Source organism: Anaeromicrobium sediminis (assembly GCF_002270055.1).
Lineage (GTDB): Bacteria > Bacillota > Clostridia > Peptostreptococcales > Thermotaleaceae > Anaeromicrobium > Anaeromicrobium sediminis.
Genome location: NZ_NIBG01000001.1, coordinates 478,582 through 496,677, shown reverse-complemented (window position 1 = coordinate 496,677; position 18,096 = coordinate 478,582). Strand labels below are relative to the sequence as shown.

The following is an 18,096-nucleotide window of genomic DNA, read 5'->3' as shown; positions in this document are numbered from 1 at the left end:
ATAAGATGTTTATATTAAATGATAAAGCAATGTTAATACAAAGCTATGAGGAAATTATAAAAGGAAATTTAAAGCCAAAACCAAATGTATATACAGAATTACAGATGTTTGTAATGTTTGGAGCATTAGATCAAGCTGATATGGATCGGTTAATCGAGTTATACCCTCAAGAAGATAATGAAAGTAGTGAGGCACCTGTAGAATAGGTGTTATTTTTATGTATAGAAAGGTGGTGATAATGTGAATAAGCCTATTGTATATGATAAGTTTGACACACAGTGGCAATCTCCTGAGGCCATACTTCATAATGCGTTTGATGTAAAAATAAAAGAAGAATTAAATGGAGCGTATAAACTTACTTTAAAAAATCCATTGGACAGCAAAGTAGAATACTTAAAGATGGAAAATTATATTGAAGTAGCTGGGGAAATATTTAAAATAACTAAAGAAGTTATACCTAGAAGTGAAAACAATGGTATTGTGTATGAAGTAGAAGCAGAGCATGTATTTTATGAAATGCTAGACGACTATATTCCAATTACCTATGAACTTCTAGAAGCTACTCCACAAGAAATATGCAATATAATTAGTGGATATTCTACTGAGTTTGAATTAAAAGTAGAAGGGACATACGAACCAAAGTATTTAGTCACAGAAAGAGGAAGTCCAATAAAACTAATTAATAAAATGATAGAACTTTGGGATTTAGAAATGTATAGAGAAAGAAGAAAGGTGACTTTTAAGGTAGCTATTAATGCAGAAAAAATACAGCTATTTAAATATGGGAAAAATATAAAATCTTTAAGGAGAATAGGATCTAGTGAAGCTACTACCACTAGGTTATTTTTATTTGGAAAAGATGGCCTTACTATAGAAGGATTAGAAATAACTAAAATACCATACTACTGTGAAACAGATGGGATTAAAGGTTACTTTTATAATAATTCTACTGATAAAGTACTGGAGTTTATAGGAACTGTAGAGGAAGGAAAATTAAAAGACATATTTATAGATAGTAAGTATATAGCTAATTATCCTAAACCTAAATGTAATGAATATAAAGTAGACAGTGATGATCAGTTAGAAATATTACTCCAGGGATTAAAAGAACTTCATAAGGTAGAGCAAGAGATAGAAAATTATGATATATCTATTATAGAGCTGTCTAAAATAAAAGGAGATTTGGAGAAGTTTGGTCTAGGCTGGACTGTAATCACTCAAGATAAAGACATACTACACGATAAAATCCATAATAGGATTCAAGCTAGAATAACTGCTTATGAATTCTACCCTTATGAATTTAATGAGTCAAATGTAAAGATAGGCTATTTCAATGACAATGTAGTAGATTTTCTAGCAAAGTTAAATGATACAAAGAATAAAGTAGACACTAAATCAGATAGCTGGGATAAAATATATGACATGCTAGACAATGAAGGCACCATATCTGCTAAGTGGTTAAATGATAGAATTAAGAACTCTGGAGATATGATTAAATTTGGCCAAGGTTATGTAGTAGGAAGCAATCAAGGATTAATGATTTTAGATACAGATAATATAGATACAGCTAAGGCCATAATAATTATGACAACTTCTACAGATAAAACTACTGGAAACAAAAAGCCTATTATAGGACTAGCTCAAAGGGATAATGACACATTAGACTTTGAATATAGAACAGCTATTAATAGTAGTGGAATAAATACAGATGAACTTTTAGCAGGAGAGCTAAGCACATCTAAATTTACTATAGTAGGGAATAAAGATATTCCTAACGCATTTCTATGGGATGCTAATTCTTTGAGAGTACACAAAATTAATAATGATGATAAAATTAGTCCAGGAGATTATATCAAAATAGATAACTCTGGGCTTTCTTTTTACAGAAATAATAGTAGAGAACTATTTATGGGATTTGATGAAGGAAATATAGCAACTTATGACGAAATTGAAGAGGTTAAACAATATGCGCAACAACAAGCTAGTGCGGCTACGAATGTAGCAAATGAAGCTTTAAATGAAGCTAGCAATAGCTTAAAGGAAAATAAACTGTACAATTCTGTTAAGATAACTAGCTCAGGTGGAATAGAGGTATTTGATAATCATAATGCAAAAAGAGTACAGCTAGGTAATCATTCTGGAAGTCATTATGGACTCAAGGTAATCGCACCAGATGGGCAAACTACTATACTTGATGAAAGGGGTATTTTAACACCAATTTGGAGCAGTGATAGATTGAATCTGGTATGGACTAAGGATAATGATGGTAATTACAACAATGGAAATTTAGAAACAAAATTTTATATTCCTTTTCCTAAATCAGATATTATAAAATTAGAACTTAGTCTTAGTGTGGAAAAGGCTTTAGGATATAGTGCTGATTTTATTATGAATCAAACTGGAAGTGCCACAGCAGGAGGTAGTGTTAGCGTAAACAAGAGTATTATGGGGTTTACATATGTTAGTGGAGGGAGTCTAAATACAACTTCAGGTAGTTCGGGGACAGTTTTAACAGGTGCTAGTCTTTCCACATATAAGGACTATTCAAGTGGACACTTAACTAGTGCTTCATTATCTACCAGTAGTAATTATGGTGGATTTAGTTTTCTAAAGAGTGCATCTCTTAATCTTCAAACAAGGAGTTCGCCTTCTTATGTCACAGGTGTAACGTTCAATCCAGGGTATGGTCATACCCATACCATTCATGATCCTTGGATTGAAGCTACAAGAATTACACCATCTACTGATGTATGCTTAACAGTAAGAATAGATGGAACAGATGTGCCTAATGTTAGTTGGGACATGTTTGATAACAAAACTGTGGATATTAAACCATATCTATCAAACTATGCTGGTTGGCATACTATAAAATTTATTTCGAATGCACCATGTGAAGCAAACATATTTATAAGCGGAATTGGATATTTAAAGGCACCTGAATAGGTGTCAACTTTTTGGGAAAAAAGCTATCTATATTTAAAAAGGGGGAGATTTTATGTATCAAGTAACAAAAAATTTTAATTTAAGTGATAACTTCAAGATAGGTGAGTTTGCTTGCCATGATTCTAAAAAGAGTGTGGTAGTAGATAGACACCTAGTAAAAAAGTTAGAAGAGTTAAGGACGGCTTGTGGAAACAAATCCATAACAATTACTTCTGGATATAGAAGTAAAGAGTACAATGATGCACTTATTAAAAAAGGTCTTAAAGCTAGTCCTAAGTCAAATCATATGTTAGGGTGTGCAGCGGATATCAAAATATCAGGAATGAAGCCAGAGGAAGTGGCTAAGAAAGCTATAGAAGTTGGATTCAGAGGAATTGGTGTTTATGATACGTTCACCCATGTAGATGTAAGATATGAGCTAGTAAATGGAGTACAAAGAGCTTATGATTATTGGGACATGAGAAAGTAGGTGACACATGATAAATCAATGTAGCAGACATGAAGATGTAAATGAGGCTCTCAAGGAACATGAGAAAAGGATCCATGACCTAGAGATAAAAGATGCAGAAATGGGAGAAAAGATAAGAAATCTTATAGAAAAATTAGATAGTCTCACCAATTGGATTAAAGCTCTAGTAATGTTAGGTGGAACGTCATTAGTAGGCTTTTTCTTTTGGTATATACAAAATATAGGAGGAAAATAGAATGTTAAATAATAATAAAGACCTTAGAGGAATAGTAACTATAGTAATGTTAGCTATATTCTTACTAGCTATATTTGTTCCTATACTAGTTGCTATATTTTTCAAAGTAGATGTTACAATTCCAGAGACGTTTACACAAGCTATAATACAATTAGCAACAATGGTGGTAACTTTTTATTTTACAAATAAGGCTACAAAAGATAAAATTCAAGAATAATAATTACAGGGGATTTATTTCCACTATTTTTTATTTTTGTAAAGAGCTATTACAATCAAAATTATATTTAGGAAATGTAGTATAAAGGAACATTATACTATTTGAAACATATTCCAAAATAAAGCAAATCTCATCTAACAAAACTAGATAAATGTCGACAAATATAGTCAGAGGAATTAGACAAAATTTATCTAATTATTTTAAAGTATATGTAAAATAATTATGTTTAGTTGTGACAGAACGACCACTTATTATTGTCACAAACTAGACTACCTGAAATTTTAGGAGGGCATTATGGTAAAAGTAGTAACTGAAAATGATATTGATTTGGTAATTGCAAATGGTGAAAACCAATATGTAGAATTTAAAAGAGGTAGAGTAGTAGCTAATGTGATTGCAAAGCATATTTCCGCATTCGCAAATTCTTATGGTGGACAAATAATAATAGGAGTTGATGAGAGAGTTGGTGTAGTAGGGGTTGACAGAAATTGGATTGAAAAAGAGTTTAGAAAAGCATTATCTTTTTTATCGCCAAATCCAAACGCAGAAATAAATTGGATTCAATATCGAAATGCTGAGGTGGCTATTATTGATGTTAGTAAGTCACCCCAACCTATAGCTTGTAGAAATGTACTTTATAAGAGAAAACAAGCTATGATAGAAACTATGGATTCAAAATCAATAATTACGGCCTTTAAACAGAATCAAAAATCAGAAAGTCAGATAATTGCTGAAATGGCACAAAACATTGCTCATTTAACAACTGGCTATCAAATATGCAGGAATCTTATGATAAGTCAAACACAATACAATCAAAGATGGTAGATTGGTTGATTGGTGGGACTATTGGAGCACTTATAGGTTTTGGACTTGGTTTTATGCAGTAAACTTCATGTCTTCTCATGGCGTGTTTATGCCATAACATTATATAATAAGATGCATATAGATACTGTCCAAAAAACAAATTAGATAGATTTGTAGATATAATTATAGCCCTAGGTTTTATCTAGGGCTTTATTTTTGAAAAATTTTTAATGTAGAGCTTAGGACCCTGGTCTTTTTTATTTTAAATAAACACTTAAGTTATAAGGTATTGTAAATTTTAGAAATCTCTATGCTATAATTAGAAATATAAATTATATGCTGAACTAATGGTTAAGGAAGGAGTGAAGGATTAATGACAAAATTAGGTGATTTTTTTATATTCTTACAAAACAATAAAATCATAGGTTTTCTTTTTTGGTCCATATTTACTTTTTCATTGTCTCTTATATTTAAATATTACGGTAATAAAAAGCAAAGCTGAAAGGCTTCTTTTTTTGTGTCCTGATTGTGGTATAGTATGGATAAAGATGCTCAGTAAACTAATGATTAGTGTAATCTCTTATTGTTGAATTTATAATATATCGGTTCGTCGCTAACTTATAAGGAGGTATGCATTATGAAAACAAGAAAAGAAAATTTAAAAGAACAAAACAGGATGTTACTATTTTATATGCCAGTGCTTATATGTATTTTCAGTGGTATAGGCTTAGTTAGTATTAGTTTGGAAGAAACAACTTCTTTAGTCACCATTTTGGGGTTTAAACTCTTATTTTTTTTAGGTGGGATAATTACTATTATTGAATTAATTGCTCTTATAATAAAGCCACAACTATTTGATAAAATCTTTACATGGGAACGTCCTCCCCTCTTTAGACTCAGAGCAGTATTTGTAACAATAACAATATTTATATTATTTTTAAAGATGTATAGATACATACCGTGATTTCAACCCATCTGCCTTACTTCCATTAAAGGAAAGTTTTGAGAGAAATATTAAAATAGGAGGAGCTTAGAATGAATATAAATAGAAAACTAACCACAGCTTTATGTATTGTTCTGATGTTAATTTCTACATTGTCAGGATGTGGAAATAACTCAATTAAAGATACAAAAGCAGCTTTAAAATCAAATGAGGTTGCTGAAACTATTGTTTCAGATAAAGCGCAAATAAAAAATGAAGAAGCTTTGATAACAGAAGATTCACTTGAAGGAAATAAATTAATTGAAGTTGATGGTGGAAACCAATCAGGCCATAGAGAGCCTAACGTTGTTGTAGATATAGGATATGGTGATAGAGAATATTATGCCTATACAAATGAGCATAGTCAGTTGGTTAAAGTAACAGCTAAGAAAATTACTTTGCAAGATGAATCCACTGAGCCCGTTTTATCAACTGGAAGATATTATAGAGATGAAGCTAAAGTCCCTGGTGTTGAAAGTAAAAGTTTAGACGAAGGTCATGTAATAGCTGATTCTCTTGGGGGAGTATCAAATGCATACAACATAACTCCTCAAAATAGCACCCTTAATAGACATGGAGATCAAGCATATATGGAAAAAGCCATTAGAAATGCAGGTGGTTGTACAGATTTTGTTGCTGTTATAACTTACCCAAATACAAATACTCAGATACCAAGTCATTATAGTTATACATATACAATTAATGGAAATGTTGCACATGACGAATTTGATAATGTGAATCCAGATGAAATCAATGCAAAATTAGAAACAAATGCACCAGCTGAGAACCAAACAACTACGATGAGTAAAGAACTAATGATTACTGAGCTAGATAAAAAAGCTGAATATATTGTAATTACAAATTCAGGCAGTAAGTCAGTGGATCTTACGGGGTGGAAAATTATATCAGTAAGAGGTAATCAGTCTTTTATATTTCCAAAATTCACTTTAGATTCAAATGCATCTGTAAAGGTTGGTGACTCCGCTAAGAACTCAGATGTAGAATTCCATTGGCTTGATGGCAAAGGTACTTGGAACAATAGCAAAAGCGATCCTGCAGAGTTATATAACACTAAAGGTGAACTTGTTAATAGATTCGAGGATTAGTAGATTAAGTGAGAGGAGCTAAGGCTCCTTTATTTTTTTACTCAAAAAACGTGTGTCTAGTATAGGAGAATTATTAAAGTGTATTTACGTAGAACTAGGTTTTGCTTGAGTTTTTTTAAAATTATATAATGGAGAGTATTAGGACCATAGTCGTTTTTATTCTGAATAAACACTTAAGTTATAAGATATTGTAAATTTTAGAAATCTCTATGCTATAATTAGAAATATCTGACATCGATTAAGATGTATTGGAAATGTAAAAAAGGAGGTGGTTCCAGTCAGCCGTAAGTTCTTTTTATTACTGAGTAGTGTGTTGATTTCTATTTCAATATTTATTTTTTTTATAATGAAAATTATCCGTGGTAATAGTGATATATTAATTCCTGTCATATTTTTTCTAGCATATATATTATATTTCTGCTATATTACATATGAAGAATATAAAGTGTCTAGACTAGATAAAATACATGGATTACAAGAAGAAATATTGAAATTTAAATATAGTATGTCAGATGGAATAAGGGTAGGGATCGCTAATAAAACTCCTTCCCAAACAATAATTATATTCCAGAGATTAAATGAAACAGAAGACACTGTAGCTCTAACTGGAAATTTATCTAAAATTCAATTAGTAAAAGGGCAGTGCTATAAAGTGTCATATACTACAGGTACTAAGGTTCTAGTACAAGTAGCAGAAATAAAAAAATGAAGATCTTCTACTTATAAAGTGTAGAAGACCTTCATTTTTAATATATTCTAGGCAATAACAGAACCATCACTATAGCATTTCCAACTTTCTACTTTTACAGTATCAAGTTTTGTTTTAGGTCCTTCATAAGGAACATAAATTGTTTCATAATTGATCTTTAACTTTGCATCAACATATCCAGATGGTCCAGCTACAGCTAATGCCTTAAGCATCTCAGCATACTTTTCAGCTTCCAAGTCATTGAAATAATCATTTAAAATACCCCTAGCAGTATATAGAATAAGTGTTGGTGCCACTAATTCTGCTAAAACTGCACTTCCGATTATTGCTTCTGCACCATATGATGCAATGTTAGCTACTAATTCAGCTGTCTCAGTTGCAATTATTTGCTCTCCTAAATCATCGATAGATGTATGTAGTCTTTCATACTCTTTCTCCACATCCGATAAGTTAAATCTTGTAGTAATTCTTTTAGTATTCATATTTGTATTCTCTCCTTTTCTCTCTAAATAATATTTGATGTAAACCTAGGTTTTGAAAAAAATTAATTAATCTTTTCACTTATGTAGATAGATAAAACACATAAAGTTTGACAAAGAATTTTAGAAAAAAATTATTTGATTTAGGTCGAAAATTTGATTACTGCGTTTTTAAATTACTCGCAGGAATTTGCACTCATTTAACAATATTTGGTAAAATGGATATTGAGGTGAATAAGATGGAACTTTCAATTGAGGAATATAGATTAACAAAGAATTTATCTTATAGAATTTTAGAAAAAAATAATGAAATAGTGAAAATTGAGTTTAGAAAAAATAGCGAGGTTACTGAAATCAAGGAATATAAATACATAAATACTTATGAGATTTACAGAAAGATTTATAGCGAAGAAAAAGTTGACTTATCAAATTGTTATGTTGAAGATTTTAGTTTGTCAAAATATCGTAAATATATAGGAGCGGATAGAGTAGATGAGGTTTATATAAAAGAATTTATGGCAAAAGAAACCTTTTTTGTCTCTGATGAATACATAGATTTTAGTATAGTGAAATTTGAACAAAAGAGAGTTGTGTTTAGAGATTCAATTTTTGCTAAAGGTAAAGTAAATTTTGATAAGGCAAACTTTGGAGAAGGAAATGTGTGTTTTAATAATGTAAACTTTGGAAAAGGGAGTGTGGATTTCAAGGAAGTAAACTTTGGAGAAGGAAATGTGTGTTTCGATAAGGCAAACTTTGGAGAAGGGCAAGTAAGGTTTGATAAGGCAAACTTTGGAGATGGAAATGTAAGTTTTAGGATGGCGAAATTTGGAAAAGAATATGTAGATTTTATGAGTTCAAACTTTGGAAAAGGAAATGTATATTTTGGACTGGCAAAGTTTGGAGAAGAAACCGTGAATTTTAGGAACGTAAACTTTGGAGAAGGAAATGTATATTTTGACAATGTAAACTTTGGAAAAGGAAATGTAGATTTTTGTGTGTCAAAATTTGGAAAAGGAGATGCAGATTTTAGTAATGTAAACTTTGGAGAAGGAAATGTAGATTTCAAGAAAGTAAATTTTGGAGAAGGGAATGTGAATTTTAATAATGTGAATTTTGGAGATGGAAATATATATTTTAATAAGGCCAAATTAGAAAAAGGTGAGATTGACTTCCAAAATGCAAGCTTTGGAAAAAATAATATATTTTTTCATGATGTGAGATTTGGAGAAGGGAATATTAGGTTTAATAATTCAGATTTATCTACTGCAAACATAGAATTTTCTGATTGTAAATTTGAAAATGATGTTGATTTTCGATTTAAATCGTGCAAATCTTTGAATCTCAAAGATATTACAAATAAACAAACTATGAATTTTAGATTTGAGAACAATAAACCTTTAAAATGGTTTAAGTTTAAAAATTTAATAAATTACGGACGGATAGAAATTGATTTGAAGCAATCTAATTTTAAAAATCTAATAAATAAACAGAATTCTACATATAAAGAAAAGGCAGATCAATTTTTAATACTAAAAGAGAATTTTAATAATTTAGGTCAATACGATGACGAAGATGAAGCGTATGTTGAGTTTAAAAGGTGTGAAAGAAGATCGAGATATACCACATTTACAAGAAAGTTAAATCCGTTGTATTGGGTTGAAGTAATGCTTTTTGATTGGGTTGGAGCATATGGAACAAAACCATATAATGTATTATGTACTATGTTATTAACAATTATTGGTTTTGCAACGTCATATTTATATATTCCTACAATGTGCATAAACTTTGATAATTCGAAAATAACCAATGAGATAGTTAAAGCAATATATTATAGTGGAATCACTTTTTTAACAATAGGATATGGTGATATTAGCCCACAAAATGAAATAACTGCAATGACTTCTGTAATAGAAGGTTTTTTAGGTATATTTCTTATGTCATACTTTACCGTATCCTTTGTAAGAAAACTATTAAGATAAATTTTAAACTTAAAATATTTTTAAACATAATTAAAAACACGAAGCGGAGATAGAAAAGTAGACTTATGCAGCCCTGGGTTTTACCTAGGGCTTTATTTTTGTTCGTAAAAAATTATATCCTCTAAATCAGAGGCATTAAAGCTCGAGTTAGAATAAATGCAATAACTATAGAAAATGCTAGTGACAATAAAAAATCCATTCTAATGAAAGTATATTTCATAACAATCACTCCTCTAACAGAAAGTATATGACCATTATTGGAATTATATACTACAATGAAGATTAAAATACATTTCTCTAAATGGTCAGGTTGCTCATTATTTAAGCTCTTTGGATAATATTGACATGTACATAAATATATCTTACTATGAGAAAGTAAGCTTCTTAAAAACTAAGGAGGTAATTTAAAATGGCTAATAAATCTAAGGTTAGAAGTGAAGGTGTCTCCTTTTCTACTCGTCTTTTTCTTGCTATTATATTCATTTTAATATTGAAATTTACGGGAGAAGAGGTTGGAATTAATGAAAGAATGATGATTGATTCCAGGAGTGAAATAGGAGTAGTGGCTTTTAATGAAAAGATATATATTATCGGTGGGACGGAAGGATCATATCCAGTTGGTAGAGTGGAAGAATATGATCCCGTTACTAAAGAAAGTGTATACAAAACTAGTATGACCACAAAGAGAGAGGCTTTAGGCATAGTGGAATTACAAGGTAAGATTTATGCTATTGGAGGTATGCAGGAAGATGTTGAATATTCAAACATAGTAGAAGAGTATGATCCTATAACAGATAAATGGAGAACTAAAAGCCCTATGATAACACCAAGAGCGAGTGTCGTAGCAGTTAAATCAAATGGCAAAATTTATGCTTGCGGAGGATATAATGATTTAGGTGATAGTAGGTCAGCTGCGGTCATTGAAGAGTATAATCCTATAACTGATACATGGAGACTTGTCACTGAAATTCCTACAAAAATAGAAAGTTCTGGTCAAGCCATTGCTGTAAATGGAAAAATATACATAATTGGAGGCCATTTTGATTCAAGACTGAAGGTATATGACATAGAAACAGGTGAATGGAGTTTAAAGTCCTCAATGCAAGAAGGAATTCAAGATTTTTCAGTTTCAAAATTTAATAATAAGATTTATATATTTGGAGGAAAATATCATTTAGTAGATGAGACTCAGGATTTAGTATTAGAATATGATATTGAAACAGATTCTTGGACTAGAAAAACGAATATGTGTATAGCTAGAGAAGATGCGGGAGCAGCAGAATTAAATGGTATAATTTATGTGGCTGGAGGATATCGATATGGTGAAGGTGGTTTAAGAACTATAGAAGAATATAATCCAATAACAGATACATGGTTAGAATTTAATTAGTTTATGTTAGTACATGGAAGATTAAAAAAACAAAGGTGTCTTTATAATAAACACCTTTGTTTTTATTATGAGTACCTATATATAATAAAAGAAACTATTTCAAATTGGAATTTTTTTCATATCCTAAGGCTGTACATATTTTATTCCAGTTATCTTTTGATGGACTTTTTTTAGAACTTTTATAACCAGATAAAGTGCTTAAGGGTATTCCTGTTAACTTTACAAGCTCACATGTACGGATTCCACTCAAAACCTGATACTTTTTTATAATATCAGCTGCAGTATTCTCAGGCCAATCTTGAGTCTGATAAAGATATTCCATTGTAGTATTTAAAGCCTTACTAATCCTAAATAAGGAGGAGATAGATTTTTTATTAATATCACCTTTTTCTTTTTCAATTCCTGAGATTGTACTATCACGTAATCCACTTAACTCGGCTACTTCTGTAATAGTTAATCCTAATTCCATTCTTTTTTTATAAACTCTTTGTCCTAGAGTATCTTCTGGAAGGCCTCTAATCTTCTCTTTTACCTTTTTATTATCATATCCTATAGCTTCACATATTTTGTCCCAATATTTCTTTCCTGGATCTTTTACACTGCCATTTCTATATCCAAGGATAGTGTCTTTATGAATTCCTGTTAATTTTACAAGATCACATACGCGTACTCCATTTAGAGTCTGATATTTTTCCATGATTTCTGGTATTGTATTCTCTGTCCAATCACTAGTTTGATATAAATACTCCATAGTAGTATTTAATCCTTTGCTAAGTTTTAGTATTGAAGTAAGATCTGTTCTACTAACATCACCCTTTTCTTTTTCAATACGGGAAATTGTAGAAGGAAACAAATCACTTAATTCAGCTAACTCTTTAATCGATAGGCCTAACTGCATTCTTTTCTTATAAACACGTTGACCTAAGGTAGTTTCTGGTAAGCCTTGAATTTCTTTTTCTTTTATGTCATTAATATTAATATATAAAGTTATTTGGTCGGATTTACCAAGCGCATTGGTATCGCAACCATGTAAATGTGGTCACTTTGGCTCAGAAAACGGAAAGTGTAGCTGCACACCTAATGAAGTTAGAAAGTACTTATCTAAAGTATCAGGGCCCATACTAGACAGGGTAGATATGCATATACAAATATATCCCGTAGAATACGATGAACTAAATGATTATTCAAAGAATAAGAGTTCTAGTGACATGAGAATAAATATAGAAAAGGCTAGAAAAATACAACTGCAGAGATATAAGAATGATAATATACTATATAATTCTCAATTAAATACAAAGCTTATGGATAAATATTGTAATATGGAAGATGATGCAAAGTATTTACTTAAAAATGCCTTTGATAAATTAGGCTTTAGTGCAAGGGCATATACAAAGTTGGTTAAGTTAGGCAGAACTATAGCTGATTTAGAAGAATCAGAAAATATATTAGCAAGCCATGTGGCTGAAGCTATACAATATAGAAAATTAGATAAGAATTATTGGAACATGAATTAACTCCTTTATTTTAAAGATAAGGGAGTTTTTTACTTTTATGGAGTTTCTTAGGATTATAAAACATAAGTCCATACTCTCCAGTAAAATTTTCTTGATCCTTATAGAAATAGTATTAATTCAATGAGAACGGCCATAGCCATGGGTGAGACAAACTCTAAACTGTAGTCAAACAACTAAGTTTATTTAAAGTAGTATAAGTGGGTAGGGATATGAAAAGACAGTTTATTGAACTAGATAATTTATTTTCAGAGGATGTAAAGCAGTGCTATGAAGTAACTCATGCATATTTAGAGTTACAGCCGGAAAATTGCATGTAATTACAATAGATAATTGTTTACGTAGTTTTAGTTATCTCTAGTTAACCCAATTTTACAACCTGTAGCGATGAAAAAAACAGTGCTATAATTAGCACCAAGATAAGAAGCGAATAGTGCAAATGCAGTATAAACGGTTAACGTTATGACTATATGTGCAATAAATTATGATTTAAATATTGTACATATTCTATGAAAAATTTTGGATTTGGTATTTAAAAATTTAAATAGAAAATATGAAATTAGACAATATATGGAAAACACTGAATGGTTTGGGCTTTTATAAAGGTGCAAAGTAATCAGCTTCTAAATGTAATATATTACCATTGCATCATAGATGTGAATTAGGAAAATAGAATGTTAATTAAAGAATTATTTAGTGTGGGTTACTTGTTTGAGATAAATACTAATACTAGCCCCCATTACCATAGATTCAATAATTGTATTATCAATATTAGTATGTGCAGATACAAAGGATAGTGAAGAAATTACAATTATAAGTTCAACAGCTTTAACTACAAACATTGATTCCAATTTTGCAAATAATTTAGAGGACACATTGAATTTATTATCAATAAATCTAATTAAAAACAAAGTAAGTCCAGTTACACACAATTTCTTTAAAAAAAGCAAACTTATATACAAAGTAATCAACTCCGATCATGGGAATAGGTAAATTTTAACACATGATAGTTATTCGTACAAATAGTAAATGCAATATGAAAATTCCTATAAATCGAATTGGACCTCTGCAAGATAGCAGAAGTCCTATGTGAAGTTGGAAGGAAAATGTGTTTATCTTTTATAACTACATGATATCAACAATATGTTAAGAAAGTATGAAAGGATTGTGAAACTTTATTAAGAAATGAGATATAAATTTTACAAAGGTGGTGTCAACAGTGAGAAGAAGATATCAAAGGCCACTTAGGAAGATCCTAAGAAAGATTAGACGTATAATACCATTAAGTTATGGAGAGATAGCTTTGTATTTTAGAATAGAAAGAAGGATAGTAAAAAATATATTTTTTATGTATAGAAACTATGGAAGAGATTCTATAGAGAGTGTTACTTTAAGCCAGAAACAGATAGATAAGATAATTAATTTAAAGTATCCAACGAAGAGATAAGGATTAGATAAAAAATTAAAGAAACTATTAAATAGTTTCTTTAACATAATCTTCGTCAATTTCATTAAGCTCTAGTGGATCTGGGCCAAAACGATTTGGACCATCAGTTCCTTTTATAAATGCACATAAAATTGCTGGATATAAATTAACTATTGGAATAAGGCAGAGGAATGCAAGGTAACCAGATTTATCAACGTCATGAAGTCGTTTTACGATTATACACATCATTGGATAAAATGAACCTATTGCAATGATATAGTAAAGAACTGTTCCTATGGAATTATCCATAAGATAAGCAATACCATGGGAAAGTGTTGAAGACACAATGCCAACTAAAAAATGATATCCCCAATACTTAGCTCTATTGATTCGGCCATGCCAACTGAAGAATTTTTCCAGCATTATAAATCACCTCCTTTTATTAATAGATAACGACACATAGATAATATTATAATGATTGCATAATTTGTAAAGGAATTTGGATAATCGGTTTTTAATTGTGGTGAGAATATTAAAAGATTTGAGAGGTGAAAAGTTATGGAACAAGATATAAAAGAGCTTCTAGAAATCATTTGTGAGATGGGAGAAGAAGCTGAAATTAGTGATATGGCTTATATAGAGAATATTGCAAATAAGTATGGACTTACAATAGATGAGGAGTTAAAAGTAAAATTATTAAGTTGAAAGTCAACGCAAGTCTTTAGGTATTTGAATTAAGTAAAGAAATGAAAAATAAATACTTGATACTATTGGATCATCGAATAGGTTTTTATCTGACTTAAGAATAAAAATAACAAAATAAATGAGATAAGGTATTAAAAGTGATATTTTATAAGAAGTTAAACCGAATGATTTAATAAGTATTGATTTGTAATTATATTTTTTATTAAAAAAATAAAGTGCTAAAACAGTCAAGCAAGGATAAATAAATTCCATAGATTACACAACCTTTCAGAATACATTTAAAAAGATTATATCAAATGTGGTAATAAATGACAAAAAATCTATGGATCAAAGGTTAATCTAACCGAGGTCCTGTGGTATATGTATTAAATATATATAAGAAAAATCTTATATTTAAAAGTTGATTCAAAAAGCTTAATAAGTATTGATTTGTAAGCATATTTTTCATTTAAAGCATAAAGTGTTAAAACTGCCAATGTTGGACAACTGATTAATAATACAATATCTATGGAATCCATAAAATACACAACCTTTCAAACTAATGGTACAAAAATTATATCAAGACTGGTAATAAAGAGCAAAATAAAATGTGAATTAATGGATTAGTTAACGAATCTATTATAGCTCAAACAAGACTAAAAGGTCGTAAAGACGACCTTTTCTATGCAGGATTATTTTTGTTGACCGGCAGCCCATTCGATAATTTTACCTTTTTCATTCCATGTCATAAATAAGTAGGGAGACTGTAATAAAATATTGGGTACTGCATCAATAAGTGGTCTATCAACAATATGATGTATCAAATATAATCTACCATCGTGAGATTTCGCAGTAGCGAAGTAAAATACGTCACCTGTAGACGTATCACCAATAAAGTAGCTTGATAATATAGCACCTTCTCCTGGTTTATTTGGAAATGAGGCAAATGGATTAAGTCTTTTAGCTTTAGCTAAAAGGTTTGGCGGAATTGAAGTTGCAGTATTCAATATATTTTCCTCCTAGAATTAAATATAGATAGTTCATAGTATTCAGTAAAATTCATAATTGTTAATAAATAGATATATTTAATCTAGGATTAATTATAAGATTCGTGGAGGGAATATGGATAAAAAACAACTTGAAGAAATGACCATGGAAGATTTCATAGAATTTCTGAAAGAACAAATTAAATACTGGACTGAGGAATATAAAAAAGTAAAAAGTAGGTGAACGAGGCTAGTAACCACAAGAAAGTTTATTTAGTGAAAGCAGATAGGATTAATTAGATTGGATGTTGCAATAAAGCCCTCACTTAATTAAATGAGGGCTAATAATATTTTATAACAAGTTTTTGTTAACGTCTTGGCCTAATCCACCAATACCACCAAGGCGGTTGTGTAGGTTGCCCAGGTCTTTGAGTAGGCGGTGGATATGGTGGCGGATATGGTGGCGGATATGGTGGTGGGTATGGTGGAGGTTGCCCAGGTCTTTGAGTAGGTGGTGGATATGGTGGTGGAGTAGGTCTTGGGACATAAGGAGAAATTCCTATTAAATCAGAATAATGGACACTTACAAAATCAGGATATGGTTGAATAATCTCGATATCGACCATCCCAGTTGCATTATTATAACCTACAATACGACCGCTAACAGGGCCTCGCTCTCTAATTGTTGTTGTAATAAGTCTACCAATATAGCTTCTGATTGTAGCTGGTGCAACATAATAATACTCTTCTTGTTGTTGTTGATAATAGTATCTAGACATTAGAGTTATTGACTCCTTTCTTCTTAGATTAACCTAGTTCAATGCAGGTTGCTCAATAATTGGTTTTACAAATCAATATAAGCACGGAAAATACTTATTTATATTAATAAAATATTACTTATGATTAAGTGGATATAATAACATAATATGCAGACATACTGTCGGTGTGAAAAAATCAGCAGATATACAAAATATAAATTTTGGATGGAATATGACAAAGGAAAAACTCGAAAAAATGAGTAGAGAGGAATTTTTAGGATTTCTGAAAGAGCATATTAAATATTGGCTTGAGGAATACAAATAAGCAAAGCAAGAAGGGATGGTAGAAGAACAACACTAGAGCTTGATTTTAAATATAAGGGGGAATTAATATGAACTACATAAGAGAAGCAGAGTTGTATTTGAAACATTATGGAGATTTAAAATATATCTTGAATCACATAAATAGAGAAATAACTAAATTGAAATGGAGTGGAGCTCCTAGCGATGCCAAGGCAATTGTTATAGATGATATGCCACAGGGGAATAAGGTACCAGAGGACATAATGGATATAGCATATAGATTAAAGTGCTATATGGAGATGAAGAAGGAAACGGAAGAAAAGTTGGATGAAATAAATGCTACTTTGGATGAAATGAATGAGGATGGAGAACAATTAGGGGAGTTACTTAAATATTGGCATGTAGATAAGTTGGACAAGGATGAAATAGCGGAAAAAATGGGGTACAGCAGGAGGAGTATTTACAATTTAAAAGAGAAGGCTATAAAGAAGTTTGCCATAAGAATATTTGGGATAAAGGGGCTAATGGTTGTGTAAAGGGTTCACAAAAGGTGCACACAAGTTTGGGAAAAGGCATGTTATTCTGATAGTGTAAAGAATTCATGGTTGTCCCCCTGATAACCATTGAAAAAAGATTCTACATAACTATCCTGTTCCCTCACAAAGGCAGTCGAGAAATCGGTTGTCTTTTGTTGTATACCGAGTAGAAAGAAAGCGATGAATTGAAAATGAAAGATATGTTAAGTAAAGATGCTAAGAAAAAATTGTATGAGGTAAGAGCTAGGGCACCAGTTCGGAAAGATGAAATAGAATTAGGAGATTCAATAGAGAACCTTATGAAGAATAGACGTTACAAAAGAATCAACGGTAGAATAAGACAGATTGAGTAATGGAAGATGATGCAAAGTATTTACTTAAAAATGCCTTTGATAAATTAGGCTTTAGTGTAAGGGCATATACTAAGTTGGTTAAGTTAGGCAGAACTATAGCTGATTTAGAAGAATCAGAAAGTATATTAGCAAGCCATGTGGCTGAAGCTATACAATATAGAAAATTAGATAAGAATTATTGGAACATGATATGTAAGGCCCTTTAGGAAGATCCTAAGAAAGATTG

24 protein-coding genes are annotated in these 18,096 nt (G+C 30.7%); 18 read left to right on the top strand and 6 right to left on the bottom strand.

The features are described 5' to 3' along the window. Nucleotides 1–5 precede the first annotated feature (5 nt). The 9 genes from CCE28_RS02455 (at nt 6) to CCE28_RS02415 (ending at nt 7,465) form a co-directional block, all read left to right on the top strand. Nucleotides 6–206, top strand: a complete 201-nt coding sequence (locus CCE28_RS02455; protein ID WP_095130609.1) for a hypothetical protein — start codon at nt 6–8, stop codon at nt 204–206. A 34-nt stretch (nt 207–240) separates the two neighbouring features. After that, nucleotides 241–2,943: a prophage endopeptidase tail family protein gene (locus CCE28_RS02450; protein WP_095130607.1), complete on the top strand. Its 2,703-nt coding sequence runs from the start codon at nt 241–243 to the stop codon at nt 2,941–2,943. A 52-nt stretch (nt 2,944–2,995) separates the two neighbouring features. Beyond that, the gene (locus CCE28_RS02445) at nt 2,996–3,412 is read left to right on the top strand and encodes a YcbK family protein (protein ID WP_095130605.1); all 417 of its coding nucleotides are present in this window, start codon (nt 2,996–2,998) and stop codon (nt 3,410–3,412) included. A 7-nt stretch (nt 3,413–3,419) separates the two neighbouring features. Beyond that, on the top strand, nt 3,420–3,647 hold the full coding sequence (locus tag CCE28_RS02440) for a hemolysin XhlA family protein (RefSeq protein WP_095130603.1): 228 nt from the start codon (nt 3,420–3,422) through the stop codon (nt 3,645–3,647). A gap of 1 nt (nt 3,648) precedes the next feature. Further along, complete coding sequence (locus CCE28_RS02435) at nt 3,649–3,864, top strand: hypothetical protein (protein ID WP_095130600.1); 216 nt, start codon at nt 3,649–3,651, stop codon at nt 3,862–3,864. Between the two features lie 294 nt (nt 3,865–4,158). After that, nucleotides 4,159–4,689, top strand: coding sequence for an AlbA family DNA-binding domain-containing protein (locus tag CCE28_RS02430; protein WP_095130598.1), 531 nt, complete (start codon nt 4,159–4,161; stop codon nt 4,687–4,689). Nucleotides 4,690–5,305: 616 nt separating this feature from the next. Continuing rightward, nucleotides 5,306–5,632: a hypothetical protein gene (locus CCE28_RS02425; protein WP_095130596.1), complete on the top strand. Its 327-nt coding sequence runs from the start codon at nt 5,306–5,308 to the stop codon at nt 5,630–5,632. 71 nt (nt 5,633–5,703) lie between these two features. After that, nucleotides 5,704–6,756 carry a lamin tail domain-containing protein gene (locus tag CCE28_RS02420; protein WP_095130593.1) on the top strand — a complete coding sequence of 351 codons (1,053 nt, stop codon included), beginning with the start codon at nt 5,704–5,706 and terminating at the stop codon, nt 6,754–6,756. A 346-nt stretch (nt 6,757–7,102) separates the two neighbouring features. Next, a complete protein-coding gene (locus CCE28_RS02415) occupies nt 7,103–7,465 on the top strand; it encodes a hypothetical protein (RefSeq protein ID WP_176461622.1) in 363 nt (120 codons plus the stop codon). Between the two features lie 47 nt (nt 7,466–7,512). Here the strand turns inward: CCE28_RS02415 and CCE28_RS02410 are convergent, their stop codons facing one another. After that, entirely contained in the window at nt 7,513–7,947 is a 435-nt protein-coding gene (locus tag CCE28_RS02410) for a hypothetical protein (RefSeq protein ID WP_095130589.1), read from the bottom strand. Nucleotides 7,948–8,183: 236 nt separating this feature from the next. Between CCE28_RS02410 and CCE28_RS02405 the strand changes: the two genes are divergently transcribed. Together CCE28_RS02405 and CCE28_RS02400 are read left to right on the top strand one after the other, a co-directional pair. Then, the gene (locus tag CCE28_RS02405; RefSeq protein WP_176461621.1) at nt 8,184–9,923 is read left to right on the top strand and encodes a potassium channel family protein; all 1,740 of its coding nucleotides are present in this window, start codon (nt 8,184–8,186) and stop codon (nt 9,921–9,923) included. A 409-nt stretch (nt 9,924–10,332) separates the two neighbouring features. Then, nucleotides 10,333–11,313, top strand: a complete 981-nt coding sequence (locus CCE28_RS02400) for a Kelch repeat-containing protein (protein ID WP_095130586.1) — start codon at nt 10,333–10,335, stop codon at nt 11,311–11,313. Between the two features lie 94 nt (nt 11,314–11,407). Here CCE28_RS02400 and CCE28_RS02395 read toward each other — a convergent pair whose 3' ends face one another. Further along, nucleotides 11,408–12,211 (bottom strand): helix-turn-helix domain-containing protein, encoded by an 804-nt coding sequence (locus CCE28_RS02395; protein WP_095130584.1) that lies wholly within the window; start codon nt 12,209–12,211, stop codon nt 11,408–11,410. A gap of 64 nt (nt 12,212–12,275) precedes the next feature. Between CCE28_RS02395 and CCE28_RS02390 the strand changes: the two genes are divergently transcribed. Continuing rightward, nucleotides 12,276–12,827, top strand: coding sequence for a magnesium chelatase subunit ChlI family protein (locus tag CCE28_RS02390; protein ID WP_095130582.1), 552 nt, complete (start codon nt 12,276–12,278; stop codon nt 12,825–12,827). A gap of 686 nt (nt 12,828–13,513) precedes the next feature. Here the strand turns inward: CCE28_RS02390 and CCE28_RS22055 are convergent. Next, the gene (locus CCE28_RS22055) at nt 13,514–13,666 is read right to left on the bottom strand and encodes a hypothetical protein (protein WP_176461620.1); all 153 of its coding nucleotides are present in this window, start codon (nt 13,664–13,666) and stop codon (nt 13,514–13,516) included. A gap of 377 nt (nt 13,667–14,043) precedes the next feature. Here CCE28_RS22055 and CCE28_RS02380 point away from each other — a divergent pair, with 377 nt between their 5' ends. Then, complete coding sequence (locus tag CCE28_RS02380) at nt 14,044–14,271, top strand: hypothetical protein (protein ID WP_095130579.1); 228 nt, start codon at nt 14,044–14,046, stop codon at nt 14,269–14,271. 27 nt (nt 14,272–14,298) lie between these two features. On the opposite strand, the gene CCE28_RS02375 is transcribed toward CCE28_RS02380, so the two are convergent. Next, entirely contained in the window at nt 14,299–14,673 is a 375-nt protein-coding gene (locus CCE28_RS02375) for a DUF805 domain-containing protein (protein WP_095130577.1), read from the bottom strand. Nucleotides 14,674–14,808: 135 nt separating this feature from the next. Here CCE28_RS02375 and CCE28_RS22050 point away from each other — a divergent pair, with 135 nt between their 5' ends. Continuing rightward, nucleotides 14,809–14,955 carry a hypothetical protein gene (locus CCE28_RS22050; protein ID WP_176461619.1) on the top strand — a complete coding sequence of 49 codons (147 nt, stop codon included), beginning with the start codon at nt 14,809–14,811 and terminating at the stop codon, nt 14,953–14,955. Between the two features lie 671 nt (nt 14,956–15,626). Here CCE28_RS22050 and CCE28_RS02370 read toward each other — a convergent pair. Further along, nucleotides 15,627–15,941 (bottom strand): hypothetical protein, encoded by a 315-nt coding sequence (locus CCE28_RS02370; protein WP_095130575.1) that lies wholly within the window; start codon nt 15,939–15,941, stop codon nt 15,627–15,629. Nucleotides 15,942–16,288: 347 nt separating this feature from the next. After that, on the bottom strand, nt 16,289–16,546 hold the full coding sequence (locus CCE28_RS21835; protein WP_141228300.1) for a hypothetical protein: 258 nt from the start codon (nt 16,544–16,546) through the stop codon (nt 16,289–16,291). 319 nt (nt 16,547–16,865) lie between these two features. Between CCE28_RS21835 and CCE28_RS22045 the strand changes: the two genes are divergently transcribed. The 4 genes from CCE28_RS22045 to CCE28_RS02355 all read left to right on the top strand — a co-directional run bounded on the left by CCE28_RS22045 (nt 16,866) and on the right by CCE28_RS02355 (nt 18,076). Continuing rightward, the gene (locus CCE28_RS22045; protein WP_176461618.1) at nt 16,866–17,003 is read left to right on the top strand and encodes a hypothetical protein; all 138 of its coding nucleotides are present in this window, start codon (nt 16,866–16,868) and stop codon (nt 17,001–17,003) included. Nucleotides 17,004–17,070: 67 nt separating this feature from the next. Further along, nucleotides 17,071–17,517, top strand: a complete 447-nt coding sequence (locus CCE28_RS02360) for a ribonuclease H family protein (RefSeq protein ID WP_095130571.1) — start codon at nt 17,071–17,073, stop codon at nt 17,515–17,517. Nucleotides 17,518–17,708: 191 nt separating this feature from the next. Then, nucleotides 17,709–17,870, top strand: coding sequence for a hypothetical protein (locus CCE28_RS22040; protein WP_176461617.1), 162 nt, complete (start codon nt 17,709–17,711; stop codon nt 17,868–17,870). Then, the gene (locus CCE28_RS02355) at nt 17,870–18,076 is read left to right on the top strand and encodes a magnesium chelatase subunit ChlI family protein (protein ID WP_095130569.1); all 207 of its coding nucleotides are present in this window, start codon (nt 17,870–17,872) and stop codon (nt 18,074–18,076) included. The genes CCE28_RS22040 and CCE28_RS02355 overlap by 1 nt, the downstream gene beginning before the upstream one ends. Nucleotides 18,077–18,096: the final 20 nt, after the last annotated feature.

Excerpts from the sequence above, each read along its gene's own strand:
- CCE28_RS02360 (WP_095130571.1), top strand. The coding sequence starts at position 17,071 with ATGAACTACATAAGAGAAGCAGAGTTGTATTTGAAACATTATGGAGAT.
- CCE28_RS22040 (WP_176461617.1), top strand. The coding sequence starts at position 17,709 with ATGAAAGATATGTTAAGTAAAGATGCTAAGAAAAAATTGTATGAGGTA.
- CCE28_RS02390 (WP_095130582.1), top strand. The coding sequence starts at position 12,276 with ATGTCATTAATATTAATATATAAAGTTATTTGGTCGGATTTACCAAGC.
- CCE28_RS21835 (WP_141228300.1), bottom strand. The coding sequence starts at position 16,546 with ATGGTCGATATCGAGATTATTCAACCATATCCTGATTTTGTAAGTGTC.
- CCE28_RS02395 (WP_095130584.1), bottom strand. The coding sequence starts at position 12,211 with ATGCAGTTAGGCCTATCGATTAAAGAGTTAGCTGAATTAAGTGATTTG.
- CCE28_RS02400 (WP_095130586.1), top strand. The coding sequence starts at position 10,333 with ATGGCTAATAAATCTAAGGTTAGAAGTGAAGGTGTCTCCTTTTCTACT.
- CCE28_RS02435 (WP_095130600.1), top strand. The coding sequence starts at position 3,649 with ATGTTAAATAATAATAAAGACCTTAGAGGAATAGTAACTATAGTAATG.
- CCE28_RS02425 (WP_095130596.1), top strand. The coding sequence starts at position 5,306 with ATGAAAACAAGAAAAGAAAATTTAAAAGAACAAAACAGGATGTTACTA.
- CCE28_RS02455 (WP_095130609.1), top strand. The coding sequence starts at position 6 with ATGTTTATATTAAATGATAAAGCAATGTTAATACAAAGCTATGAGGAA.
- CCE28_RS02445 (WP_095130605.1), top strand. The coding sequence starts at position 2,996 with ATGTATCAAGTAACAAAAAATTTTAATTTAAGTGATAACTTCAAGATA.
- CCE28_RS02440 (WP_095130603.1), top strand. The coding sequence starts at position 3,420 with ATGATAAATCAATGTAGCAGACATGAAGATGTAAATGAGGCTCTCAAG.
- CCE28_RS02355 (WP_095130569.1), top strand. The coding sequence starts at position 17,870 with ATGGAAGATGATGCAAAGTATTTACTTAAAAATGCCTTTGATAAATTA.
- CCE28_RS22050 (WP_176461619.1), top strand. The coding sequence starts at position 14,809 with ATGGAACAAGATATAAAAGAGCTTCTAGAAATCATTTGTGAGATGGGA.
- CCE28_RS22055 (WP_176461620.1), bottom strand. The coding sequence starts at position 13,666 with ATGTTTGTAGTTAAAGCTGTTGAACTTATAATTGTAATTTCTTCACTA.
- CCE28_RS02375 (WP_095130577.1), bottom strand. The coding sequence starts at position 14,673 with ATGCTGGAAAAATTCTTCAGTTGGCATGGCCGAATCAATAGAGCTAAG.
- CCE28_RS02410 (WP_095130589.1), bottom strand. The coding sequence starts at position 7,947 with ATGAATACTAAAAGAATTACTACAAGATTTAACTTATCGGATGTGGAG.
- CCE28_RS02405 (WP_176461621.1), top strand. The coding sequence starts at position 8,184 with ATGGAACTTTCAATTGAGGAATATAGATTAACAAAGAATTTATCTTAT.
- CCE28_RS02430 (WP_095130598.1), top strand. The coding sequence starts at position 4,159 with ATGGTAAAAGTAGTAACTGAAAATGATATTGATTTGGTAATTGCAAAT.
- CCE28_RS02415 (WP_176461622.1), top strand. The coding sequence starts at position 7,103 with ATGAAAATTATCCGTGGTAATAGTGATATATTAATTCCTGTCATATTT.
- CCE28_RS02420 (WP_095130593.1), top strand. The coding sequence starts at position 5,704 with ATGAATATAAATAGAAAACTAACCACAGCTTTATGTATTGTTCTGATG.